Origin of the sequence: Hahella sp. NBU794 (assembly GCF_050749805.1) — a bacterium.
Classification (GTDB): Bacteria; Pseudomonadota; Gammaproteobacteria; order Pseudomonadales; family Oleiphilaceae; genus Hahella.
Map to the genome: position 1 here is coordinate 6,722,767 of NZ_CP192738.1, position 18,270 is coordinate 6,741,036.

The following is an 18,270-nucleotide window of genomic DNA, read 5'->3' on the forward strand; positions in this document are numbered from 1 at the left end:
AGCCGGCCACATTTTTTCACGTCATTTCGAAACTATTTTTTAGCGCCCAAAACACGACTTTCTATCTTGTTAAAACCTCAAAAAAGCGGGCACTTACTCACCTTTTAACACATGCCATATATGGCTTATATGACGTATGAAAATTTTTTGTTACCTTCCAAATCTTCACAATTTTACCGCCATTTATGGACAAGGATTACATCATGGAGAACCAAGCTAAAAACAATATAGATTGGATTGATACGGCAAAGGGCGTTTGTATTTTGTTAGTGGTGCTTCACCACGTCATTATTACTTCCTATGCTTTGCCCGGAGTTGAGTTAAGCTCCACCGCCGTCAAGTTTGAACATTTTCACCATTTGGTGAGCACCTATCTGGCGCCGTTGCGCATGCCGCTGTTTTTTATGATCTCCGGCTTTCTGGTACACCGCGCCGTCACTCAGTATCGATGGCGCGATGTGGCGCAAAAGCGAATTTACAATCTGGTCTTTCTATTCGTGCTCTGGGGCGAGTTGCAATGGCTGGGAGTCACTATCGTGAACTGGGTGGGAGGCTCCGAGAAGCAATTAACAGAAGTCACCAACGCGCTGTATTCCTCTAATCCGGCGGAGTTCATCGCCCTGACCCTGACCGGTTCCAGCAGCCTTTGGTATCTCTACGCCCTACCCTGGTATTTCGCCATCTGCAAACTGATGTCCAATCGCTGGCCGCTGGCGATGCTGGTTTTGCTGACAGGTCATTTTATCGGACAAAACTTCGTCCATGATTGGCCTACCAAAAGCATCATCGCCAATGGCGTGTTTTACGGGCTGGGCTGTTTCTACGGCCGCCATCTGTTTTCTCTGCTCAGCCGCATCAGTCTGCGCAGTATCGGCCTGCTAGCGGTGTTTGGACTGGCGGCCTTGAGCTTGAAACTGCTGCATTGGGAGCACTTCCTGTTCACCAGCTTGCTGCTAGTGAGCATCAGCGTCATCGGGTTCGCGTTCACACAGTCCATTGCGGATTTCAAAATGTTGCGCTGGATGGGCAAAAACACACTGCAAATTTACGTGTTGCATCGAATATTTATAGAAATAGCTGATGTCTGGCTGGCGCCGGCGCTGATCAAGGCCGGCGTATTCGACAGCAGTGCGGCGGTCACCAGCTGGTACGCGCTGTATCCCACTCTGGCGACCCTGGGCGTCACCGCGCTGTCTCTGTTCGTCTGGAGCCTCACCAATCGCGGCCCGGGGGCCTTTCTTTACACCGCGCCTGATTTCCATGTGCGGGCGGCGCGCCTCTCCGCACTGGTGTTGAAGCGTTAAAAACGAATAGGCCCGGTGCGGCGAACGCATCGGGTCCGTTTACAACGCCCCTTCCACATAGTGATTCACAATGGCCTGATGGCGACCGTTGCTTTTCAGCTGATCCAGCGCCTGCTGAAAACGCTGCACCACGTCATCCGGCGTCTGCAGGCTGAACGCGAAATACTGATCTGAATCTTTCAAAGTAAAGATCTCTTCATAGTCACCCGGTTTCAGTTTCATCTGCTTGATGTACCAAGCTGCGCCCAACCTGCCGTATGCCCAGGCGTCCACCTGTCCAAGGCTCAGCATCGCCAGGGCCACCTGAGGGCTGGAGGTGCGCCGCAGCGCGCTGTCAGGCACGCCGTTATTGAGTAACAACTGCTCGCCGATATCGTCGCGCACCGTGGCGATGCGCAGCGTCTTCAAATCCTGCAGAGACGCAACGCGCAGAGATTTATCACGGCGAGCGGTAATCACAATGTGAGAAGGGATAATCGGTCCCACCCATTTGAACAGACCATCGCGATGTTCTGTGCGGGTCATGGCGAACAGCACCGCATTGCGGCTTTGTTGCACATGGGTGTAGGCCCGCGCCCAGGGCATCAACAACATATCGGCGCGGGTTTGCGAGTAACCGGCAATCTGCAGCATCTCTTCCATCAGGTCCACAGATACGCCTTGCAGACGACCGTTCTCTGCAAAGTTCAGCGGAGCGTAGTCCTCCGTCATCATATTTAAGTCGTCCGCGGCGCGGCAGGCGCCCGCCAAAGCGAAACACAGCAATGTGAGGCGGACGGACAGTCTGATCAGAGCAGAAATTTTCGTCATCATCAGCGATATCCCTTGTGACTGAAAGCGCTGCCCCGGCGCGGGATTGTCTTGTTTGACGCGGTATCCGGACCGGGAATGTTAGACCTGAACCTGACCCATTCTATGCCCCTGCGCGCCGCTTTTTAACCCCTTATGGATTAAGGTTCCGCAGCCTTCGCGGCTTGCCAGACCAGAAGCGAACAAACGTCGACGTCCTATCCCCAGGACGCCGTTTACAGGCAAAGATATGGCTAAAACAACCTATTTTATGTCATATACGCCAGTGTTAATCCTCAACGCCATGTGCGACGCTGAAAAATCCAAAAGGCTATCTGAAACACAGTAGACGCAATCAACAATAAAGGTAATACATCCATGAGCGAACTGCTTAATAAGCAATATCGTCTGGCCAAGCGACCAGTGGGCGAACCCGGCGACGATACCTGGGAATTCTGCGAGAAACCTGTCGCGCAGCCAGGCGCTGATGAAGTACTGGTGAAAATTCAATACGTGTCTCTTGATCCCGCCATGCGCGGCTGGCTCAACGAAGGCAAGTCCTACATTGCGCCAGTGCAAATCGGCGACGTCATGCGCGCCGGCGCCGTTGGCGAAGTTATCGCCTCCAACCATGCCGGCTTCACGCCCGGAGACATGGTGGTGGGAACATTGGGCGTCCAGCAATACGCCATCTGCAACGGTAAAGAACTGCACAAAGTCGATACGCGCATCGCTCCGGCGCCACGCTATCTTGGCGTCCTCGGCATGCCCGGCATGACCGCCTATTTCGGACTGTTGGACACCGGCAAGCCGCAAGAGGGCGAGACCGTAGTGGTGTCCGGCGCCGCAGGCGCAGTGGGCGGGGTGGTTGGCCAGATCGCCAAGATCAAAGGATGTCGCGTTGTGGGCATCGCAGGCGGTACTGAGAAGTGTCGCTATCTGATCGAAGAACTTGGCTTTGACGGCGTAGTGGATTACAAGAACGAAGATGTCATGGCGGGTCTGAAGCGGGAATGTCCCAACGGCGTCGACGTGTTCTTCGACAATGTCGGCGGCGATATCCTGGACGCCGTGCTTGCTCGCATCAATCTGCATGCGCGCATTGTCATTTGCGGCGCGATTTCCCAATACAACAACACCAAACCGGTAAAAGGTCCTTCCAATTATCTGTCCTTGCTGGTCAATCGCGCCCGCATGGAAGGGATTGTTGTGTTCGACAACAGCAAACATTACGGCAAGGCGGCCATGGAAATGGCTGGCTGGATGGCCGCCGGCAAACTGAAAGCGAAGGAGCATGTGGTGGAAGGCATTGAAAACTTCCCCAATACGCTGATGATGCTGTTCAGCGGCGACAACTTCGGCAAGCTGGTGCTCAAGGTAGCGGATAACTAAGGAGCGCGGATATGGCTTACGATCTGCAGGACAAGGTGATTCTGATCACCGGCGCCGCTTCCGGCATTGGCAAGGAAACCGCTCTTCTGCTGGCGCAGTTGGGGGCGGAAGTGGTTTTGTCCGACATTAATACGGAACAGGGCGACGCCGTCGCCGCATTGATTCGCGATCAGGGCGGCCGGGCGCATTTCTGCGCCGCCGATGTCACCCAGGCGGAGCAGGTCGCCCAGTTGCACGCCTTTGTGATGGAAGTCTGCGGCAGACTTGATTGCGCCGTTAACAGCGCAGGCGTAGAGCACGTCAACGCGAAGATGGCGGATATCGACGAAGCAACCTGGGATCAGGTGATCGACATCAACCTGAAGGGCGTGTTCCTGTGTATGCGTGAGCAGATCAAATGCATGCTGCCCCGCCGCGACGGGCGCATCATCAACCTCGCCTCAATCGCCGGTCTGCGCAGCGCGCCGTCGCTCGCACCCTACTCCGCCAGCAAGTTCGGCGTGGTGGGGTTGAGCAAGTCCGCCGCGGTCGAATACGCCAGCTCCGGCATTCGCATCAACGCGGTCTGTCCCAGCTTTATCAACACGCCGATGGTGCAACGCGCGCTGCAGGCGATGGACGAGAAGAAGGCGCTTAAGGTAGTGCGCGCCAATCCGATGCAACGGTTGGGCGAGCCGGCGGAAATAGGACGTATGATCGCCTGGCTATGTTCAGATGAATCCAGTTTCATGACTGGACAGGCGGTGGCGCTGGATGGCGGATTGACCGCCTGAAGTCTCATCTGCTCCATCATTGATATGCCAGCGTCGTTCGTCAGCGTGACGAGCGACGCCGGATGTTGAAGGATCATGACGAGGCGGTTACGCCAATCGGCGCGCCGCCTCGAATAGGGGCTCAGAGGGCGTGGCGAACACCAGCCGCGGACCGACATTATGGGTCACCGCCGCCTTGATGATGACCGGGGTTACCGCGTCCTGGTAGCGCAGATCAAACTCGATGTCCTCTTCTTCCCCATCGCCCAGTTGCGCCAGGGCCGCTAACGCCAGCGCGATTTTATCCTGCGCCAGCGGTTCATCCAGTTGCCCACCCAAAGCGTCGAGAAAATCGTTCAGTCCATCGACCCCGCACGCCAGTTCAAATTCATGCATCGCTCCGCTCCTCCGAAGGTTATTCCACATGCGGAAATACTATACTCTTTGGTATCACAGGGAGTTTGATCCAAGGCAGAAAAACGATGTCGTCCATGCACTTGACTTGGGTCAGCAAGATAGCGTTAGCTAGAGCTATCCTAGTAATATTCCGAAACTCCGCTAACAATAATTAAGGATATTGCCTATGACATTTGATGTTGTCACCATCGGCAGCGCCACCGTAGATCACTTCGCCGACACGGATTCCGAGCTGATCCGCATCGACACGCGCACCACACATTCCGAACTCATCGCTTTCCCGTTAGGTAGTAAACTTTTAATCAAAGAGCTCAGAACCACCACTGGCGGCGGCGGCACCAATACCGCGGTAGCGTTCTCCAGGCTGGGGCTGAATACTGGCTTTCTGGGCAAAGTCGGCGATGACGCCAATGGCGATTTCGTGCTGAATAAATTGCACGAGGAACATATCAGTTTCATAGGCGCCCGAGGCGGACAGACCGGCTTTTCCGTTATCCTCAACAGCATCAAGGACGACCGCTCCATTCTCGCCTACAAAGGAGCTAACGATCACCTTGAGACGGCGGATATTCAGCCCTTCCAGACCCGCTGGGTATATCTGTCGAGCATGCTGGAGCAGAGTTTCCAGACCGTCTGCGACCTGGTCGCCGGCAACGGCTTCAAGCTGGCCTTCAATCCCAGTAACTATCAGGCGGAGTTGGGCTACGCCAAGTTGTCGAAGTTGATCGACCGGGTGGAAATTCTGGTCATGAATAAAGAAGAAGCCTGTAAATTCCTCGGACTCAATTTCTTCAAGTCGCCATCGGTTCCCGACCTGATTCCAGAGCTGGCGAAGCTGCCGCCGGCCATTTTCGCCATCACGGACGGCGCGGAAGGGGCATATGTCTATGATCGCAAGCATTTATATTATGCGCGCCCACTGCCCGACCTGCAGGTAGTGGAGACCACCGGCGCCGGCGACGCCTTCGCCGCAACCTTTACCGCCGCTATTATTCTCGGCGAGAATACCGCCACAGCTCTCCACTACGCCATGACCAATTCGGAATCTGTCCTGCAACATAAAGGCGCCAAGGAAAAGCTGTTACCATTAGCGGAGCTACGGGATATTGCAGCCAGAACCCGTAGAGATATTGAAACACTGAATTTATAACTCGCCGGCGGCGTCCGAATGACGCGCCCGACAGCGCACAGCACGACAGTGGAGCCTCTTTAATGCAAAGCACAGAAACGATTCAATTGGAAGTCAAAAACGCGGTTCCCAGCGGCGGCGAACAAGAGACGGCGTTGTGCATCGACTTATGGCGTCAGATTGACGGTTTCTTCAAGGATCGTCCTTTCAAGGTGGAAGACCCCTATCGCGGCAAGCTCGGCGAATACGATATTTCTCTGGACGCGTCAGACATGGTTCGCGCCCTGCAACAAGCCAAGGACAGCTCTGGCAGTTTCAATCACTATCGCCGCAAGCACGCCGAAGACAGCAGCGTCAGCCTGAGCGCCACGCTGAGCCTGAAAGTGGTGGCCCGTAACGACCTGACCGCGCCCTATTCCATTTATCACACTGCCAGCGTATTCATCCAACAGCTGATGCTGGGCATGAATATCGCGCTGCCGGGCTCCTGTCAGCTCCTGGCGACCCAATTCCTCGGCGAGCAGGCGCACCGTTTCGAGGCGCAGGACTTTGACTCCAAGGCGTTCTATGACGCCAATCAAAGCGCCGTGGACCACGGCTGGCCGCGCATCGGCCAGTTAAGCTTTGAGAAAGTCTGGGACTGGTTCGAGATGCTGGGAACCAGCCATCGCAATACCGCGATTTCCACCGCCAACAAAGTCCTGGTGGATATGCTGAAAATCGCCCAGCAACGCTATCGTTACGGCGCCCGCACCGCCATGCTGGTCGCTAACCAGCTGGAAATGCTGATGGGCGCCCGCAGCGACGAAGACATGTTGCACCTACGCGAGCGGGTCACTCTGGTTCTTGGGCGCCCGCCTGAATCGGCGGACTGCTTCAAAGAATTGTATCGCCTGCGTCACGCTCTGTTTCTTGGCGAGCATCCGGTGCGTCGACCCGCTCTGGGTTATCACGACGCCGACGAAGAGATCAAGCAACAGCTTTCCCAGCACAATTCCGGCGTGGAAAAAGCCATCGCGGTGGTTCTGGCCCTGGTGCAGGATCTGATTGAAACCCAGTCCCGGGAATACGCCTTTACCGAGCAAATGAGCCGCAAATAATGCCATTTGCCGAACGTTAAGGGCGGCGCTGCCGCCCTTTTTCATTGGCTATTGCGAAAGCCCGTCTAAACTTAAAGTTAATAAATCCAACAAACCGACCAGATTTATGCCTTCCGTACTCCGTTCGCCCGGAGCTGTCCGATATTTCAGAGTTTGCGCCGCGCTGCTGGCGTTAGTGTGGCTCATCGCCAGTCCGTTATCCCAGGCTGACGTCCACCAGCCCAGACTTCTGCTTGTGCTAAAAGGCGAGAGCAACGCCTACTGGCGACAGGTTTATCAGGGCGCGCAAAAGGCCGCCAACGAGGCCGGCGTCACCTTGTTGCATCGCAGCACCAAGGATGACGGCGACATTGCGGGACAGATACAGATCCTGTCTTACCACCTCAGTCAAACGCCGCCGGACGTCCTGATTCTTGCGCCGAACTCCGCCGAAGATCTGGGCCCCAGTGTGGCTCAATACCGCGCCAGGAATATTCCCGTGCTGGTGGTGGATTCCGATCTCGCCGGCGACGCCCACCAGGGGCTGGTGGCCACCGACAATTACGCCGCTGGCCAACTGGCCGCCCGCGCCCTGCTCACCACCCTCGATCTGAGCGAGAAGCGCAATGTGGTTCTGCTGCGCCTGCGGGCGGGCAACTCCTCGACGGATCAGCGGGAACAGGGGTTTCTGGACGTGCTCATGGAGTACGATATGATCCACATCGCCGCCGCTCCGTATGTCGGCGACGATCGCGGCGCCGCGCGCAGCGAAATGCTGCGCTTGCTGAAGGAACTGCCGACCATCGACGGCCTGTTCACACCCAATGAATCCACAACTGTCGGCGCCCTGGTGGCGATTCGGCAAGCGGGTACATCAAAGCGGTTTGGCTTCATCGGCTTCGATCAGACGGAGGAATTGGAAGCGGCGATGTATGCGGGAGAAATCAGTAATCTGGTGGTGCAGAATCCGGAGTATATGGGCTATCTGGCGGTGCAGAGGGCATTGGATCTGATTAAAGGAAAGCCCATACCGGCGTTCACCGACACCGGCGTCAAACTACTGCAGCCGCTGCCCAAGCCCTGAATTAATCGCGGTCGCCCTGAAACCAGCGAAACAGATCCATGGCGAACACCATTGATATCGAACAACCGAAAATATACAGCGCAATCAACCATCCAGGCGGGGACTGAGTCGCCTCCTCAGGCAACGCAAGATTGAGTAGATACAATAAAAACAGCAACACACCGCACAGCCTGAGCCGGTAGGCGCGGCTGACCAGTCTGGAAAGCATGAACCACTCCTGATCAAAACCCGAGGGTCTCATTAAATCCTATCTGGCGCCACCGAAACGATAACTCCACCACAGACTCAGCCCTAAGGTCTTGGCCTGCTTCCATTGCAGACGATCCATGGTCACGCCAAGATACAGGTCATAAACCTGCAGGTTGAGATTGAGGGCGTCCGCGTTGAAATAATAGCGACCTCCCAGCGTCAGCCTCTCATTGAAACGGTAGGCGGCCCCTATGAGACCCAGGTCGGACTTATCGTGACGCCGCCAACCAGCGCCCAGACTGACCGCATCGTTCAGGTGATATTCGCTCCATAAAAACCCTCGCAACGGCAACTCCTGCACATGATCGCGATAGCCTTCATTACCACTCAACGCCGGCGACACGTCCAAAGCGCCGTCTTCATCATAATCAATGGTGTCGGAGGTAGCGCGGGCGACCGTCGCCGTCGCGCGATCCCAGTATATGCGATTGAACGCATCTTCCAGCGCCAGTCGCGTCTCCCACTGCGGGTGAGGCCGCCACTGCAGATACAGATCCACCGCAAACCCATCGCCGCTGACGTTTTCTGGAGGTCGGTCCAGCAGGTGGTCTTCCGTATAGGCGTAATCCAGCTCCAACTCGCCTGTGGGTGAAGCGTCCGGCGTATCCAGATAGCCGCGCAGATAGCCCTCCGTCAGCTCATCCGCACGAAAGTAGGAAAGCGCCAACTTGACGTTGAAAGCCTCCGTCAATGCAAACCGGTAACCCAGCTTAACGCCTTTCGCACGCAGTTGGTTCGCCGCCAGGTAAAGGTCATAGTGGGCGTCGCTTTCATGCGGCAGGTCATTGTTGTAGAGGTATATCAGTTCCGCAGCGTCGGGACTGAATTCAAGGTAGTAGTCGTAACGCTCGACGAAGGACAGGCTCAAGTTGCGATATTCGGCGCCGATCTCGATATGATCATGTGTGTACGCCACATCGCCCCGGGCCACGGGATCGCCTTTCAGGTCATGGGCGATTTGGTAAATCGGCGCCGCATTGCTGTAGGAAAAGCTTTCCACCTCCGTATACAGCCGCCAGTCGTCATCGCTCGCCGCAACCATCTCCCCATAGACCAGCGTGCAACCCAGCGCGCCAATCAGCGTAATACGCCTTAGCTGTTTTCCATAATCAGACAAAAGCCAGATTCCGTTTTTAATGATTCGTTTCGCAAGCGCCAAGCGTTAAAAAGGGAGGACAAGCCTCCCTTTAGGTTTCACATACTGTATTCAGCTTAGTTTAAAACGATTCAAAGTCACCATCGCTGAAGCGCACCAACACCACGCCACTCACTTCAGATATGGTGGCGTATTGGGTTCCGTTGTTAGTGATGGTTCCAGTCACTTTATCATCGGAGCCTTCCGCCACGGACAGTGTGACGCCATCCTGGTTGGTGACGGTGAGCGTCTGCGCGACGGAATCGACGGCCGCATTCAGAGTGACGCCGCCATACTTCAGTTCCAGGGTCGCCTGTCCGGATTCCAGGCCGGTGCGATCCACGATCAACTTCACGCTGATGGCGTCAGCGACGCCATTGACCGTCACTTTGAATATGAGGGTGGCGTCAGCGTCTACATAGGTCGATCCGTTCTCATCCGTACAGGTTTCCGAGGATGTTCCGCCTGACATAGAGCCCTCGCAGCTCAGGGTTACGCCCGTGGCGTTCGCATTCAGCGCCAGCGATGCGAAAAATGAGTCTGTGGCGTTACTGAACTGACCGCTCAACGTCATCGCAAACGTTCCTGCGGTGTAACTTTCCATCCAACTCTCTTCATAGGTGCTGCTGGTCTGGGTATCCGTCTCGTCTATATCTGCGGAAAACGCCGATAAAGTCGCACTCATCGCTCCGGTGAAAGAAACCGGATTTCCTACTCCCTTCTCAGCCAGCGTCACATTCAATCCCAAAGAGAGGTTACTGAGATCCAAGTCTTCATCCTGTACGGTCGTAGATGTCCCGCCACTAGCGGTATCATCTTCGTCACTGGTGTAGGACAAAGTGACCATGACGCTACTGCCGCTGTTCACGCTTAGAGATACCAAGCTGGACTCCACGGCGCCCAGAATAGAGAAATTCACTTGCGCGCTGATTGCCTGAGTGGTGTTTGTGCCGCCGGAAATCGGCGTTTCCACTTCATCGCCCACATTGATGGTGGAAAGGTCCGTGGCGGTCAACGATACGGCGACGCCTTCAATCGTGGTGTTTACCGTAAATGAAGCCCCGCCGCTCACGATATTAACGGTCACTATCGGAGAGCCATCCGTCGAGCCGTCTTCCGCAAAGGCCATGTAAGACGCCGCGATTTGCTCCAGCGCGATCGCCATGACGTCCAGCACTTCAGAGAGATTGTCATCCGTAGCAAAGGTAGCGGCGGCGATCTGGTCTGCAAACGCCTCTATTGACACCCGATCTGCAGTGCTCAACAGCATGCCGGTTCCCAGATTACGAATCTCCTGCACCATGGCCTTGGCCTGAGCTAATTCCGTCGCGTTGGCGGTATCGCTGGCCTCGCCTTCAGATTCATCAGTGGAGCCGTTGTTCTGCACATCGCTCTCTTCCGCGGTGATGATGGTGATCAGGCCGCCCAGGTCCAAATCGCCTGATTCATCCGCCGCCACTGCGGCGTTCAGAATATCCAAGGTGCTCGCCAGGATTTCCTGCAGCGTCGTCTTCGTCCCATCAGTGTCCGCTTTGTCCGCGATGCCGCCATCAGCGAAATCTTCTGCAAAGGCCGCTACCGCCTGCTCAATACTGAGCCCAGGAGAATCTCCCTGCACCGCCTGCACAATGGCTGCGCTTAGGGTGTTGTATTTGACCCCGCCCTGGCCTGCGGCGGCCACCGCCGTCGGATTGGTGATGTCCACTATCGCAATTTTGGTCAGGTCGCCCGCCACGCCAAAACGATTCGCCACCTTCGAATTCGCCGCCGTCACCGCCGCCTGGATATCAGACGCGCTGGTGGCGCCGCCCATAGTGATATCTTTCAGCGCCACCTGGGTGGCGACATCCGTCAACACCGTTATGTTGACCGATATATTCGATGAGCCCGTGGGAACCACTGCATTCAGCGCAAAGCCGCTGTCCGTCAGAGCGTAGTCCTGCCCAAAGGCGACACCGCTTCCGCATCCTCCGCTTAGATCGCAACGCATCAGCGTGCCGGTCGTTGGCGTTATGCGTACGACCACAGGCCCGCTGTAACCGGAACTCAACGTCAAATTGTAAGTTCCGTCCGATCCAGTCGTGGTTTGGCCCAAAACGTTGGAGGTGTCCACCGCGCCATTGATCACCGGATAGGCGCGCACAAGGCCGCCGATGATAATGCCTTTGGAAGCCGCGCCGCTCAGTGTGACGCTGGTCGAGCCGCCGCTGTCGTCATCACCGCCGCCACCGCCTCCGCCGCATGCAGTCAGAGCGATCGCCAGCATGAGAGGCGTCAGATTGTTCTTGAACCTATCGAATTTGGACATGTTTCCTCCTCGCGATAGCCGTAGCCTGTGAATTTTTCGTTTAACTTCCGCCTGCGCCAGCGCCGGAATCCCCCTTCCAATATGACCAGATCAAATCTGCCTCCGAGCCAAATTCGCATAGGGCGCAGTAATTAAGTAAAGCACAGCAGACCTGACGGAACGCCTGGCTGGCGGGATAATTCGTGACTATTTGTTACCAGTTTTTAAGGCCCTGCGTAAGTGTTTAGCGCTATTGGCATTTTTTGATCTCGGGTGTATATTGACCAGCTCTCTTCAACTCCAACCCCAATGGAGGCCTGGTATCCATGCAAACTAAAAACATTCCTCTCGTCGCCTGACGAAGAACGCTCCAGGCCGGCTGATATTGATCGCGCTCAGGCGCATTACGCGTAACGCACATCATCAGCGACGCCCTTACTAATATTTTTCTGACAGAAACAAATAGGTCTTCGAATCTCCCCGTTTAACACCGGGATTGCGCTCTTTCTGCGCCGCAGGCCAGTTGTAGGCTTATAGCCAGGGTATACAATCAATGAACCACGAATTAAGGTCCCACAACCTGTGGGTGCTTTCATGGCCAATCTTTATTGAAGAAATAACCGGCGGTTTGGTGTTTCTCGCCGACGCCTATTTCCTCAGTCGTATCTCGGATGAAGTCGCCGCCACAGTTGGCGTGCTACTGCCAGTGTTATTGCTGGGGTTCTTCATCATCCCGATGTTCACCACCGCAGGCACCAGCGTCGCGTCGCAATACATGGGTGCGAAGCAAACGCAGCATATCTTGCCGACCTACATGGCGAACATCGGCATCAGCAGCCTGCTTGGGCTGCTGATGTTTATCGTCAGCTTCATTTACGCCGACCGCGTCGGCTTGTGGCTGGGCATGACGCCGGAGTTGAACGCGCATTCGGAGACTTATCTTCTGGCGGTGTCGTTCAGCTTCTTCTGCATCGCTGTGCGTTTCTCCTACGCCTCTATTCTGGCGTCCCGGGGCATGACCCACTGGAACATGGCCACCGCGCTGGCCACCAACGCGCTCAATGTGATTTTGAACGCAGCGTTCTTCCTGGGATGGTTCGGGCTGCCCAAGATGGGCTTGTTGGGCATCGCCATGGCGACGTCGATTTCCTTCGCGGTGGGCGCGCTGCTGGTAATGTGGGTGGTGCATGGTCCGATGAAGATCCGTTTCCGCTTCAAAGGCATGTCCGGCCCGATTCGCCGCGTAATGCGTCCGATTCTGAAAATCGGCATTCCGTCGGCGATGGAGCCGTTCAGCTACACCGTGCAGCAGATAGTTGTATCCATGGCGGTGATCAGTCTGGGGCTGGAGGCGATGGGCGCCAACACCTATGTGTTGCGGGTGCTGGTGGTGGAAATCACCTTCGCCTTCGCCCTGGGCGCCGGAAGCCAGATTCTGATGGCGCACTTCATGGGCGCCGAAAACTTCAAAGAGGTGAACCGCATCTTCTGGAAGTCAGTGGCCTACGCATCCGGCTTCGCTTTCATCAACATGCTGATGTTTGTATGGATCTACGACAGCCTGCTGACCCTGTTCACGGATAATCAGCAGATTATCGAGCTGAGCAAGTGGATGCTGGCGGCCTGCATCATCATGGAGCCAGCGCGAGCGGTGAACATAATCGCCGGCATGGGCCTGAAAGGGGTGGGCGACGCCCGCTTTTCCGCCGTCAACAGCATGATCTTCATGTGGGCGGTGATTCCTTTCGTGTTCTGGGTCGGGCTCGATCTGGGCTACGGCATGCTGGGCGTGTGGATGTGCTTTGTCGTGGATGAATCCCTGCGGGCGATCATCAACCTGTGGCGCTGGCGCACTGGCAAGTGGCGCAGCAAAGGCATCCGCCACGACAATGACGAAGGCGGCTTGGCGGAAGTTCCCGCCTGATGCGCCTGTCTTGATAAAGAAAAGCCCGGGAGACCGGGCTTTTTTTGGTGCGTGCATCCCTGTCGCGCCTTGCTCAGATAGTCATATCAGGTAAATAACTGCACAGGACTTACTTCACCAGCCGTACGTTATCCACCTGGAAATGCACATTGCGCATTTCTGAATCCCACACTGGCAGAATCTCCAGAACCGAAGTCACTTCCGCAGTGTTAAGGCCATCATAGTCCGCAAAGTTAATCTCCACCGGATGCCAGACATTCAGCGCGGCGGAGCTGTCCAGAATAGCGATATCACCCGTGCCGCAATCCGCGCCGCAATTCACTTTCGCCATCAATCCGGTAGATGCGGCGAAATCGATGACTTTTACATCGAAAGTAAGCTTGCTCAGGGCGGAAACGTTTAGCGGCTTGGCGGACTTGAACAGCACAACGCCTTTCGCTGCATGCTCCACCGCCGGAGCGCCGTATTGCGCGTCCACAACAGTTCCCGCACTGTCAGCAAGCGCCGCGTCGAGGGTCACGAAGCTGGCGTCTTCCTGATAGGGGTCCCAGGAAGAGACCGCCCACACGCCGGGCTGAGCGAACAATTCGGTGTCCGTCACGCCATCCGTATACACGTCCGTGGTTTCCGTCAGCGCGACATTTTCCTGCGCGAAGCTGCTGCAATCCGGCGTGTCCGCAGCGGTATTCGGCTCCCAGCGGATATTTTCCAAAGACAGATCCATGGCGCCGCCAGAGTAAAGCAGGAATGGCGTATTGACGTTGCTGAAGTCGAGGCCGTCGTCCACAAAGCACTGGAAAGGAATGCTCACTTCCGTCCATTCACCCACCGGCAGGCCGCGCATAAAGTCGCCAACCGCTACTTCTCCCAGACAGGGGTAGACGCAATGCAGCGAAAGATTAACGTCGCCAGCAGGCGCTTCATTCACTTTAACCCGGAATTTCACCGACGTTTTTGAATTGTAGTAAGGCGTCAGATCCTTGCCTTTGTTGTCTTCCGTGGCCTGCATGTAGATCTGGCCCACATCCGTCCATTTCACCCGCTTGGCGCTGAACTGAATGGAGCCGTCTTCGGTAGAGACGCTCACTTCATTTCCTTCCAGCGCCGTGGTCACCGCCGGGTCCATGCTGACTGGCGTTCCGCCCCAGTTGGAAGGACCGCCGATGCGCATGACCCAGTCACCCTGATTCTGTCCGCTGGTGAACAGATCAAGATTCACGTTGGTGGTTCCGCCATCGCCAGGATCGCTCTGATCGCAACCAAAGGCCTGGCTTGCCTCACTCAGATCGTCGCCCAGACTGTCGGCGTCCTGATAGCTCAGTCCATAACCGTAGGCGAACAGCGCATCACTGGCGTCGCCTTTATTCAATGGCGTGTGGCAGGGCGAGTTTGGCCAGGAGTAAGACAGCTTACCAACGAAGTCGTTGTTGACGCCGCCGTCCGCTTTGGCGAACAGCACATCCGCTACACCCTCGCCTTCGCTGCCCGGCAACCAGGCGGCGACAAAGGCGTTGGAGCGGTTCAGCTCTTTATTCACATACAACGGACGCCCGGACAGGAAGACCGTCACCACCGGCACGCCGGCGTTGCGGATGGCTTCCAGCACCGCCAGGTCCTGCGCATAATTGCGAGCGTGCTCCAGCGTCTTGGCGCCTTCAAGATCGCCAACGCCTTCCGCATAGGGCGTTTCCCCGATAACAACAATCGCTGCGTCGTGCAGGTTAGGATCAGCGTCGCCGCCGTCCGCATCGTAAGTCACATTGGAAGCGACATCCTGAATGCCTTTCAGGATGGAGGTCGCGCCGGGAAAGTCCTCGGCTTCATTAAGACCGGTTCCCTGCCAGGAAATGGTCCAGCCGCCGCTTTGATTGGACAGACTGTCCGCGGATTTGCCCGCCACCAGAATCCGGGCGTCCCGGCTCAGAGGCAGGATGCCGTTTTTATTCTTCAACAGCACCAGCGACTTACGCACCGCTTCCCGCGCCAGTTCCCTGTGTTCGCTGGAGCCCAGCACTTCCACTTTCCCCGCCAGAGCGCGCTGGGAGGGCTTGGGCTTATCAAACAGACCTGCGCGCAGTTTGACCCGTAGAATGCGCGCCACGGCGTCATCAATGCGCGACACCTCAATGGCGCCGGCGTTTACGGAGTCGATGGTGTTTTGATAGAACGCCTTCCAGTCGGTTTTGTAAGGCACCATAAACAAATCTATGCCCGCATTGACCGCCTGCGGACAGTTGCTTTCCGTGCAGCCATCCACCTGACCAATGCCGTTCCAGTCGGACACGATCAGACCATCAAAGCCCATCTTGCCTTTCAGCACATCGGTCAGCAGGTCCTTTCTGCCGTGCAGCTTCTCACCCTGCCAGCTGTTGAAAGACGCCATCACCGTCTGAGCGCCAGCGCGCAGGGCGGAGTAATAACCCTGGCCGTGCAGGTTGATCAGCGTATTCTGGTCCACCAGGTTGTCGCCCTGATCATTCCCCTTGTCCGTGCCGCCGTCGCCAATAAAGTGCTTGGCGGTGGCCACCACGTGCGACTGATCGAAATTACCCTGCAGGCCCTCCACCATAGCGGCGCCGTAATTAAAGATAATCTCGCCATCCTCGGAGTAACCCTCATAGGTGCGCCCCCAGCGATCATCGCGCACTACGGCGAGCGTCGGCGCAAAGGTCCAGTCAATGCCGGTCACCGCCACTTCTTCCGCCGTCGCCGCGCCGATTCTGCGAATCAGATCCTTATCTCGCGCCGCGCCCAGGCCGATGTTATGGGGAAACAGGGTCGCGCCCACCAGGTTGCTGTGACCGTGCACCGCGTCCGTCCCCCAAATAATGGGGATGGCGGCGTTACCGTCGCTCTCATCCATGGAGGCTTCCCACAACGCATCGGCGATATCCAGCCATTCCTGCACCGTCGCATGCTTTTTCGTGCCCGGCCAGGAACCGCCGCCGTTCAGCACGGAGCCGATGTGGTACTGTTTTACTTCTTCCGGGGTCAGATGCTGCAGCTCCGGCTGGATCATCTGTCCGATTTTTTCTTCCAGAGACATGGTCGCCATGATTTCGGCGATCCTGGCTTCAATTTGCGGGTCTTTGGCGATGGCGCTTTGAATGGCCGGCCAATCGCTGAAGGTATTGATGTAATCAACGCCGGCTACCGGGTCAGGCGTTCCCGGCCCATCTTTACCGTCGTTATCGTTGGAATCACTGCTGCACGCCGTCAGCGCCGCGACAATCATCATGGTCGACAGCGCCTTCAGCTTGAGGCGTCTGGATACGTACATGTGGTCACCTTTTTATATTTAGCGGTAGTGGACCGAAATTTTATGAAAGCGCTTTCATTTCAAAACCAATAAATCCGGCTCAATTTCCTGATACCTGATAGTTTGCTGAGTATCCCGACCTGAACAACGGACGATTACTAACGAAAACCAAGGCGTTGGCCGGCTTTTCCGACGCTATGCGGCAAAAACACCACAAAACAGCTCGCGCCATAATGAAAGCGATTTCATAAATTGCCCTAATTCAAGCGTTATTGTCAATAGAACGCAATAACGCCGAAGCGGGGTTTTAAGATGCTGAGGAGTTTTTGGGAGGGGCGACGGAGTCGCGCAACACCAGTTCCGGCTCAAACATGGGGGCCGGCTGCGTCCGGCGTTCGCCCTGAATGGATTGAATCGCCAGCGCCGCTGCGCGTTTACCCATGGCGTTCACCGGCTGACGCACGGTGGTCAGGGCCGGATACAGCAACGAGGCGTATTCCACGTCATCGAAGCCAACCAGGGAAATCTCTTCAGGAACGCTCAACTTGGCTTCGCGCAACGCCTTCATAGCGCCAGCGGCCATCTGATCATTGCAGGCGAATATGGCGGTGAAGTCGCGGCTGCGCTTCAACAGCCGTTGAGTAGCGACATAGCCGCCCTCCACGGTGAAGTCGCCTTCCACCACCAGGTCCTTGTCATAGCGCATACCCAGATTTTCCAGCGAGCGACGATAGCCGGACAGACGCGCGCGCCCTTCCTCATTGCCTAACGGTCCACTGATACAGGCGATGCGGCGATGCCCTATGGACGCCAGATACTCCACCACCAGATGACTGCCCTGCTCGTTGTCGACGATGACGCATTCGCCAGCCAATTCAGGCACATAGCGGTTCAACAACACCAGCGGCGGAGATTTTTCCTTCAGGCTGATCAACTCTTCATCCGTCAGGCAGTACGGAAACAGAATGATGGCGTCGCAACGGCGGCCAGCCAGCATGTCGATGGTTTCCTTGATCTCGTCGGATGAATAATTCTCTACGGAAATGATGAGGTTATAGCCGGATTCGCGCAAAGCGCGCTCCAGACTTGAAATAAGGGGGCCGAAGAATACGCCAAGCAGATCCGTCACCACCAGACCGATATTATTGGAACGGTTGGTGACCAGTCCCTGAGCGAATGAATTGGGTCGATACCCCAGATCCTTCATGGCTTTAAATACCCGCTTACGGGTGCTTTCCTTAACGGGAGCCGTGTTGTTAATCACACGGGAGACTGTGGATATCGAGACCTTCGCACGGTCGGAGACTTCTTTTATTGTAATCATTCGGAGGACGGGCACCTTGCTTAAGGGGAAACGCTTTCAGAGCCGGCCATCATGGGAGAAGCGGGCAATGCATGTCAACTAGGCGATAGCCTAACAAGCTCCCTTGCAGCCCGCGCCTGCAGGCATAGCCACAACGGGAGTCTGCA

Annotated in this window: 14 protein-coding genes; 7 read left to right on the forward strand and 7 right to left on the reverse strand. The window is 56.2% G+C overall.

All coding sequences use genetic code 11. The features are described from left to right. Positions 1-203 precede the first annotated feature (203 nt). Positions 204-1,304 carry an acyltransferase family protein gene (locus ACQYWX_RS29660; RefSeq protein WP_431687311.1) on the forward strand — a complete coding sequence of 367 codons (1,101 nt, stop codon included), beginning with the start codon at positions 204-206 and terminating at the stop codon, positions 1,302-1,304. Between the two features lie 39 nt (positions 1,305-1,343). On the opposite strand, the gene ACQYWX_RS29665 is transcribed toward ACQYWX_RS29660, so the two are convergent. Further along, complete coding sequence (locus ACQYWX_RS29665) at positions 1,344-2,117, reverse strand: substrate-binding periplasmic protein (RefSeq protein WP_431687312.1); 774 nt, start codon at positions 2,115-2,117, stop codon at positions 1,344-1,346. 354 nt (positions 2,118-2,471) lie between these two features. On the opposite strand from ACQYWX_RS29665, the gene ACQYWX_RS29670 reads away from it, so the two are divergent. Together ACQYWX_RS29670 and ACQYWX_RS29675 are read left to right on the forward strand one after the other, a co-directional pair. Next, complete coding sequence (locus ACQYWX_RS29670; protein WP_279500986.1) at positions 2,472-3,485, forward strand: NADP-dependent oxidoreductase; 1,014 nt, start codon at positions 2,472-2,474, stop codon at positions 3,483-3,485. A gap of 11 nt (positions 3,486-3,496) precedes the next feature. Further along, positions 3,497-4,258, forward strand: coding sequence for an SDR family NAD(P)-dependent oxidoreductase (locus ACQYWX_RS29675; RefSeq protein ID WP_216735948.1), 762 nt, complete (start codon positions 3,497-3,499; stop codon positions 4,256-4,258). Between the two features lie 87 nt (positions 4,259-4,345). On the opposite strand, the gene ACQYWX_RS29680 is transcribed toward ACQYWX_RS29675, so the two are convergent. Then, positions 4,346-4,633 (reverse strand): hypothetical protein, encoded by a 288-nt coding sequence (locus ACQYWX_RS29680; RefSeq protein WP_431687313.1) that lies wholly within the window; start codon positions 4,631-4,633, stop codon positions 4,346-4,348. Between the two features lie 187 nt (positions 4,634-4,820). Between ACQYWX_RS29680 and ACQYWX_RS29685 the strand changes: the two genes are divergently transcribed. The 3 genes from ACQYWX_RS29685 to ACQYWX_RS29695 all read left to right on the forward strand — a co-directional run bounded on the left by ACQYWX_RS29685 (position 4,821) and on the right by ACQYWX_RS29695 (position 7,946). Further along, positions 4,821-5,804, forward strand: coding sequence for a carbohydrate kinase family protein (locus tag ACQYWX_RS29685; RefSeq protein WP_431687314.1), 984 nt, complete (start codon positions 4,821-4,823; stop codon positions 5,802-5,804). Between the two features lie 62 nt (positions 5,805-5,866). Continuing rightward, positions 5,867-6,883: a hypothetical protein gene (locus tag ACQYWX_RS29690; RefSeq protein WP_431687315.1), complete on the forward strand. Its 1,017-nt coding sequence runs from the start codon at positions 5,867-5,869 to the stop codon at positions 6,881-6,883. A gap of 106 nt (positions 6,884-6,989) precedes the next feature. After that, a complete protein-coding gene (locus ACQYWX_RS29695; protein WP_431687316.1) occupies positions 6,990-7,946 on the forward strand; it encodes an ABC transporter substrate-binding protein in 957 nt (318 codons plus the stop codon). A 1-nt stretch (position 7,947) separates the two neighbouring features. Here the strand turns inward: ACQYWX_RS29695 and ACQYWX_RS29700 are convergent, their stop codons facing one another. The 3 genes from ACQYWX_RS29700 to ACQYWX_RS29710 all read right to left on the reverse strand — a co-directional run bounded on the left by ACQYWX_RS29700 (position 7,948) and on the right by ACQYWX_RS29710 (position 11,638). Further along, a complete protein-coding gene (locus ACQYWX_RS29700) occupies positions 7,948-8,154 on the reverse strand; it encodes a hypothetical protein (protein WP_127974172.1) in 207 nt (68 codons plus the stop codon). A gap of 39 nt (positions 8,155-8,193) precedes the next feature. Continuing rightward, the gene (locus tag ACQYWX_RS29705) at positions 8,194-9,312 is read right to left on the reverse strand and encodes a hypothetical protein (protein ID WP_431687317.1); all 1,119 of its coding nucleotides are present in this window, start codon (positions 9,310-9,312) and stop codon (positions 8,194-8,196) included. 100 nt (positions 9,313-9,412) lie between these two features. Continuing rightward, positions 9,413-11,638 (reverse strand): beta strand repeat-containing protein, encoded by a 2,226-nt coding sequence (locus ACQYWX_RS29710; RefSeq protein ID WP_431687318.1) that lies wholly within the window; start codon positions 11,636-11,638, stop codon positions 9,413-9,415. A 532-nt stretch (positions 11,639-12,170) separates the two neighbouring features. Between ACQYWX_RS29710 and ACQYWX_RS29715 the strand changes: the two genes are divergently transcribed. Continuing rightward, entirely contained in the window at positions 12,171-13,541 is a 1,371-nt protein-coding gene (locus ACQYWX_RS29715) for an MATE family efflux transporter (protein WP_431687319.1), read from the forward strand. Between the two features lie 109 nt (positions 13,542-13,650). Here ACQYWX_RS29715 and ACQYWX_RS29720 read toward each other — a convergent pair whose 3' ends face one another. Next, positions 13,651-16,821, reverse strand: coding sequence for a glycoside hydrolase family 3 N-terminal domain-containing protein (locus tag ACQYWX_RS29720; protein ID WP_431687320.1), 3,171 nt, complete (start codon positions 16,819-16,821; stop codon positions 13,651-13,653). Positions 16,822-17,107: 286 nt separating this feature from the next. Then, entirely contained in the window at positions 17,108-18,124 is a 1,017-nt protein-coding gene (locus ACQYWX_RS29725; RefSeq protein ID WP_279500970.1) for a LacI family DNA-binding transcriptional regulator, read from the reverse strand. Between the last annotated feature and the right edge of the window lie 146 nt (positions 18,125-18,270).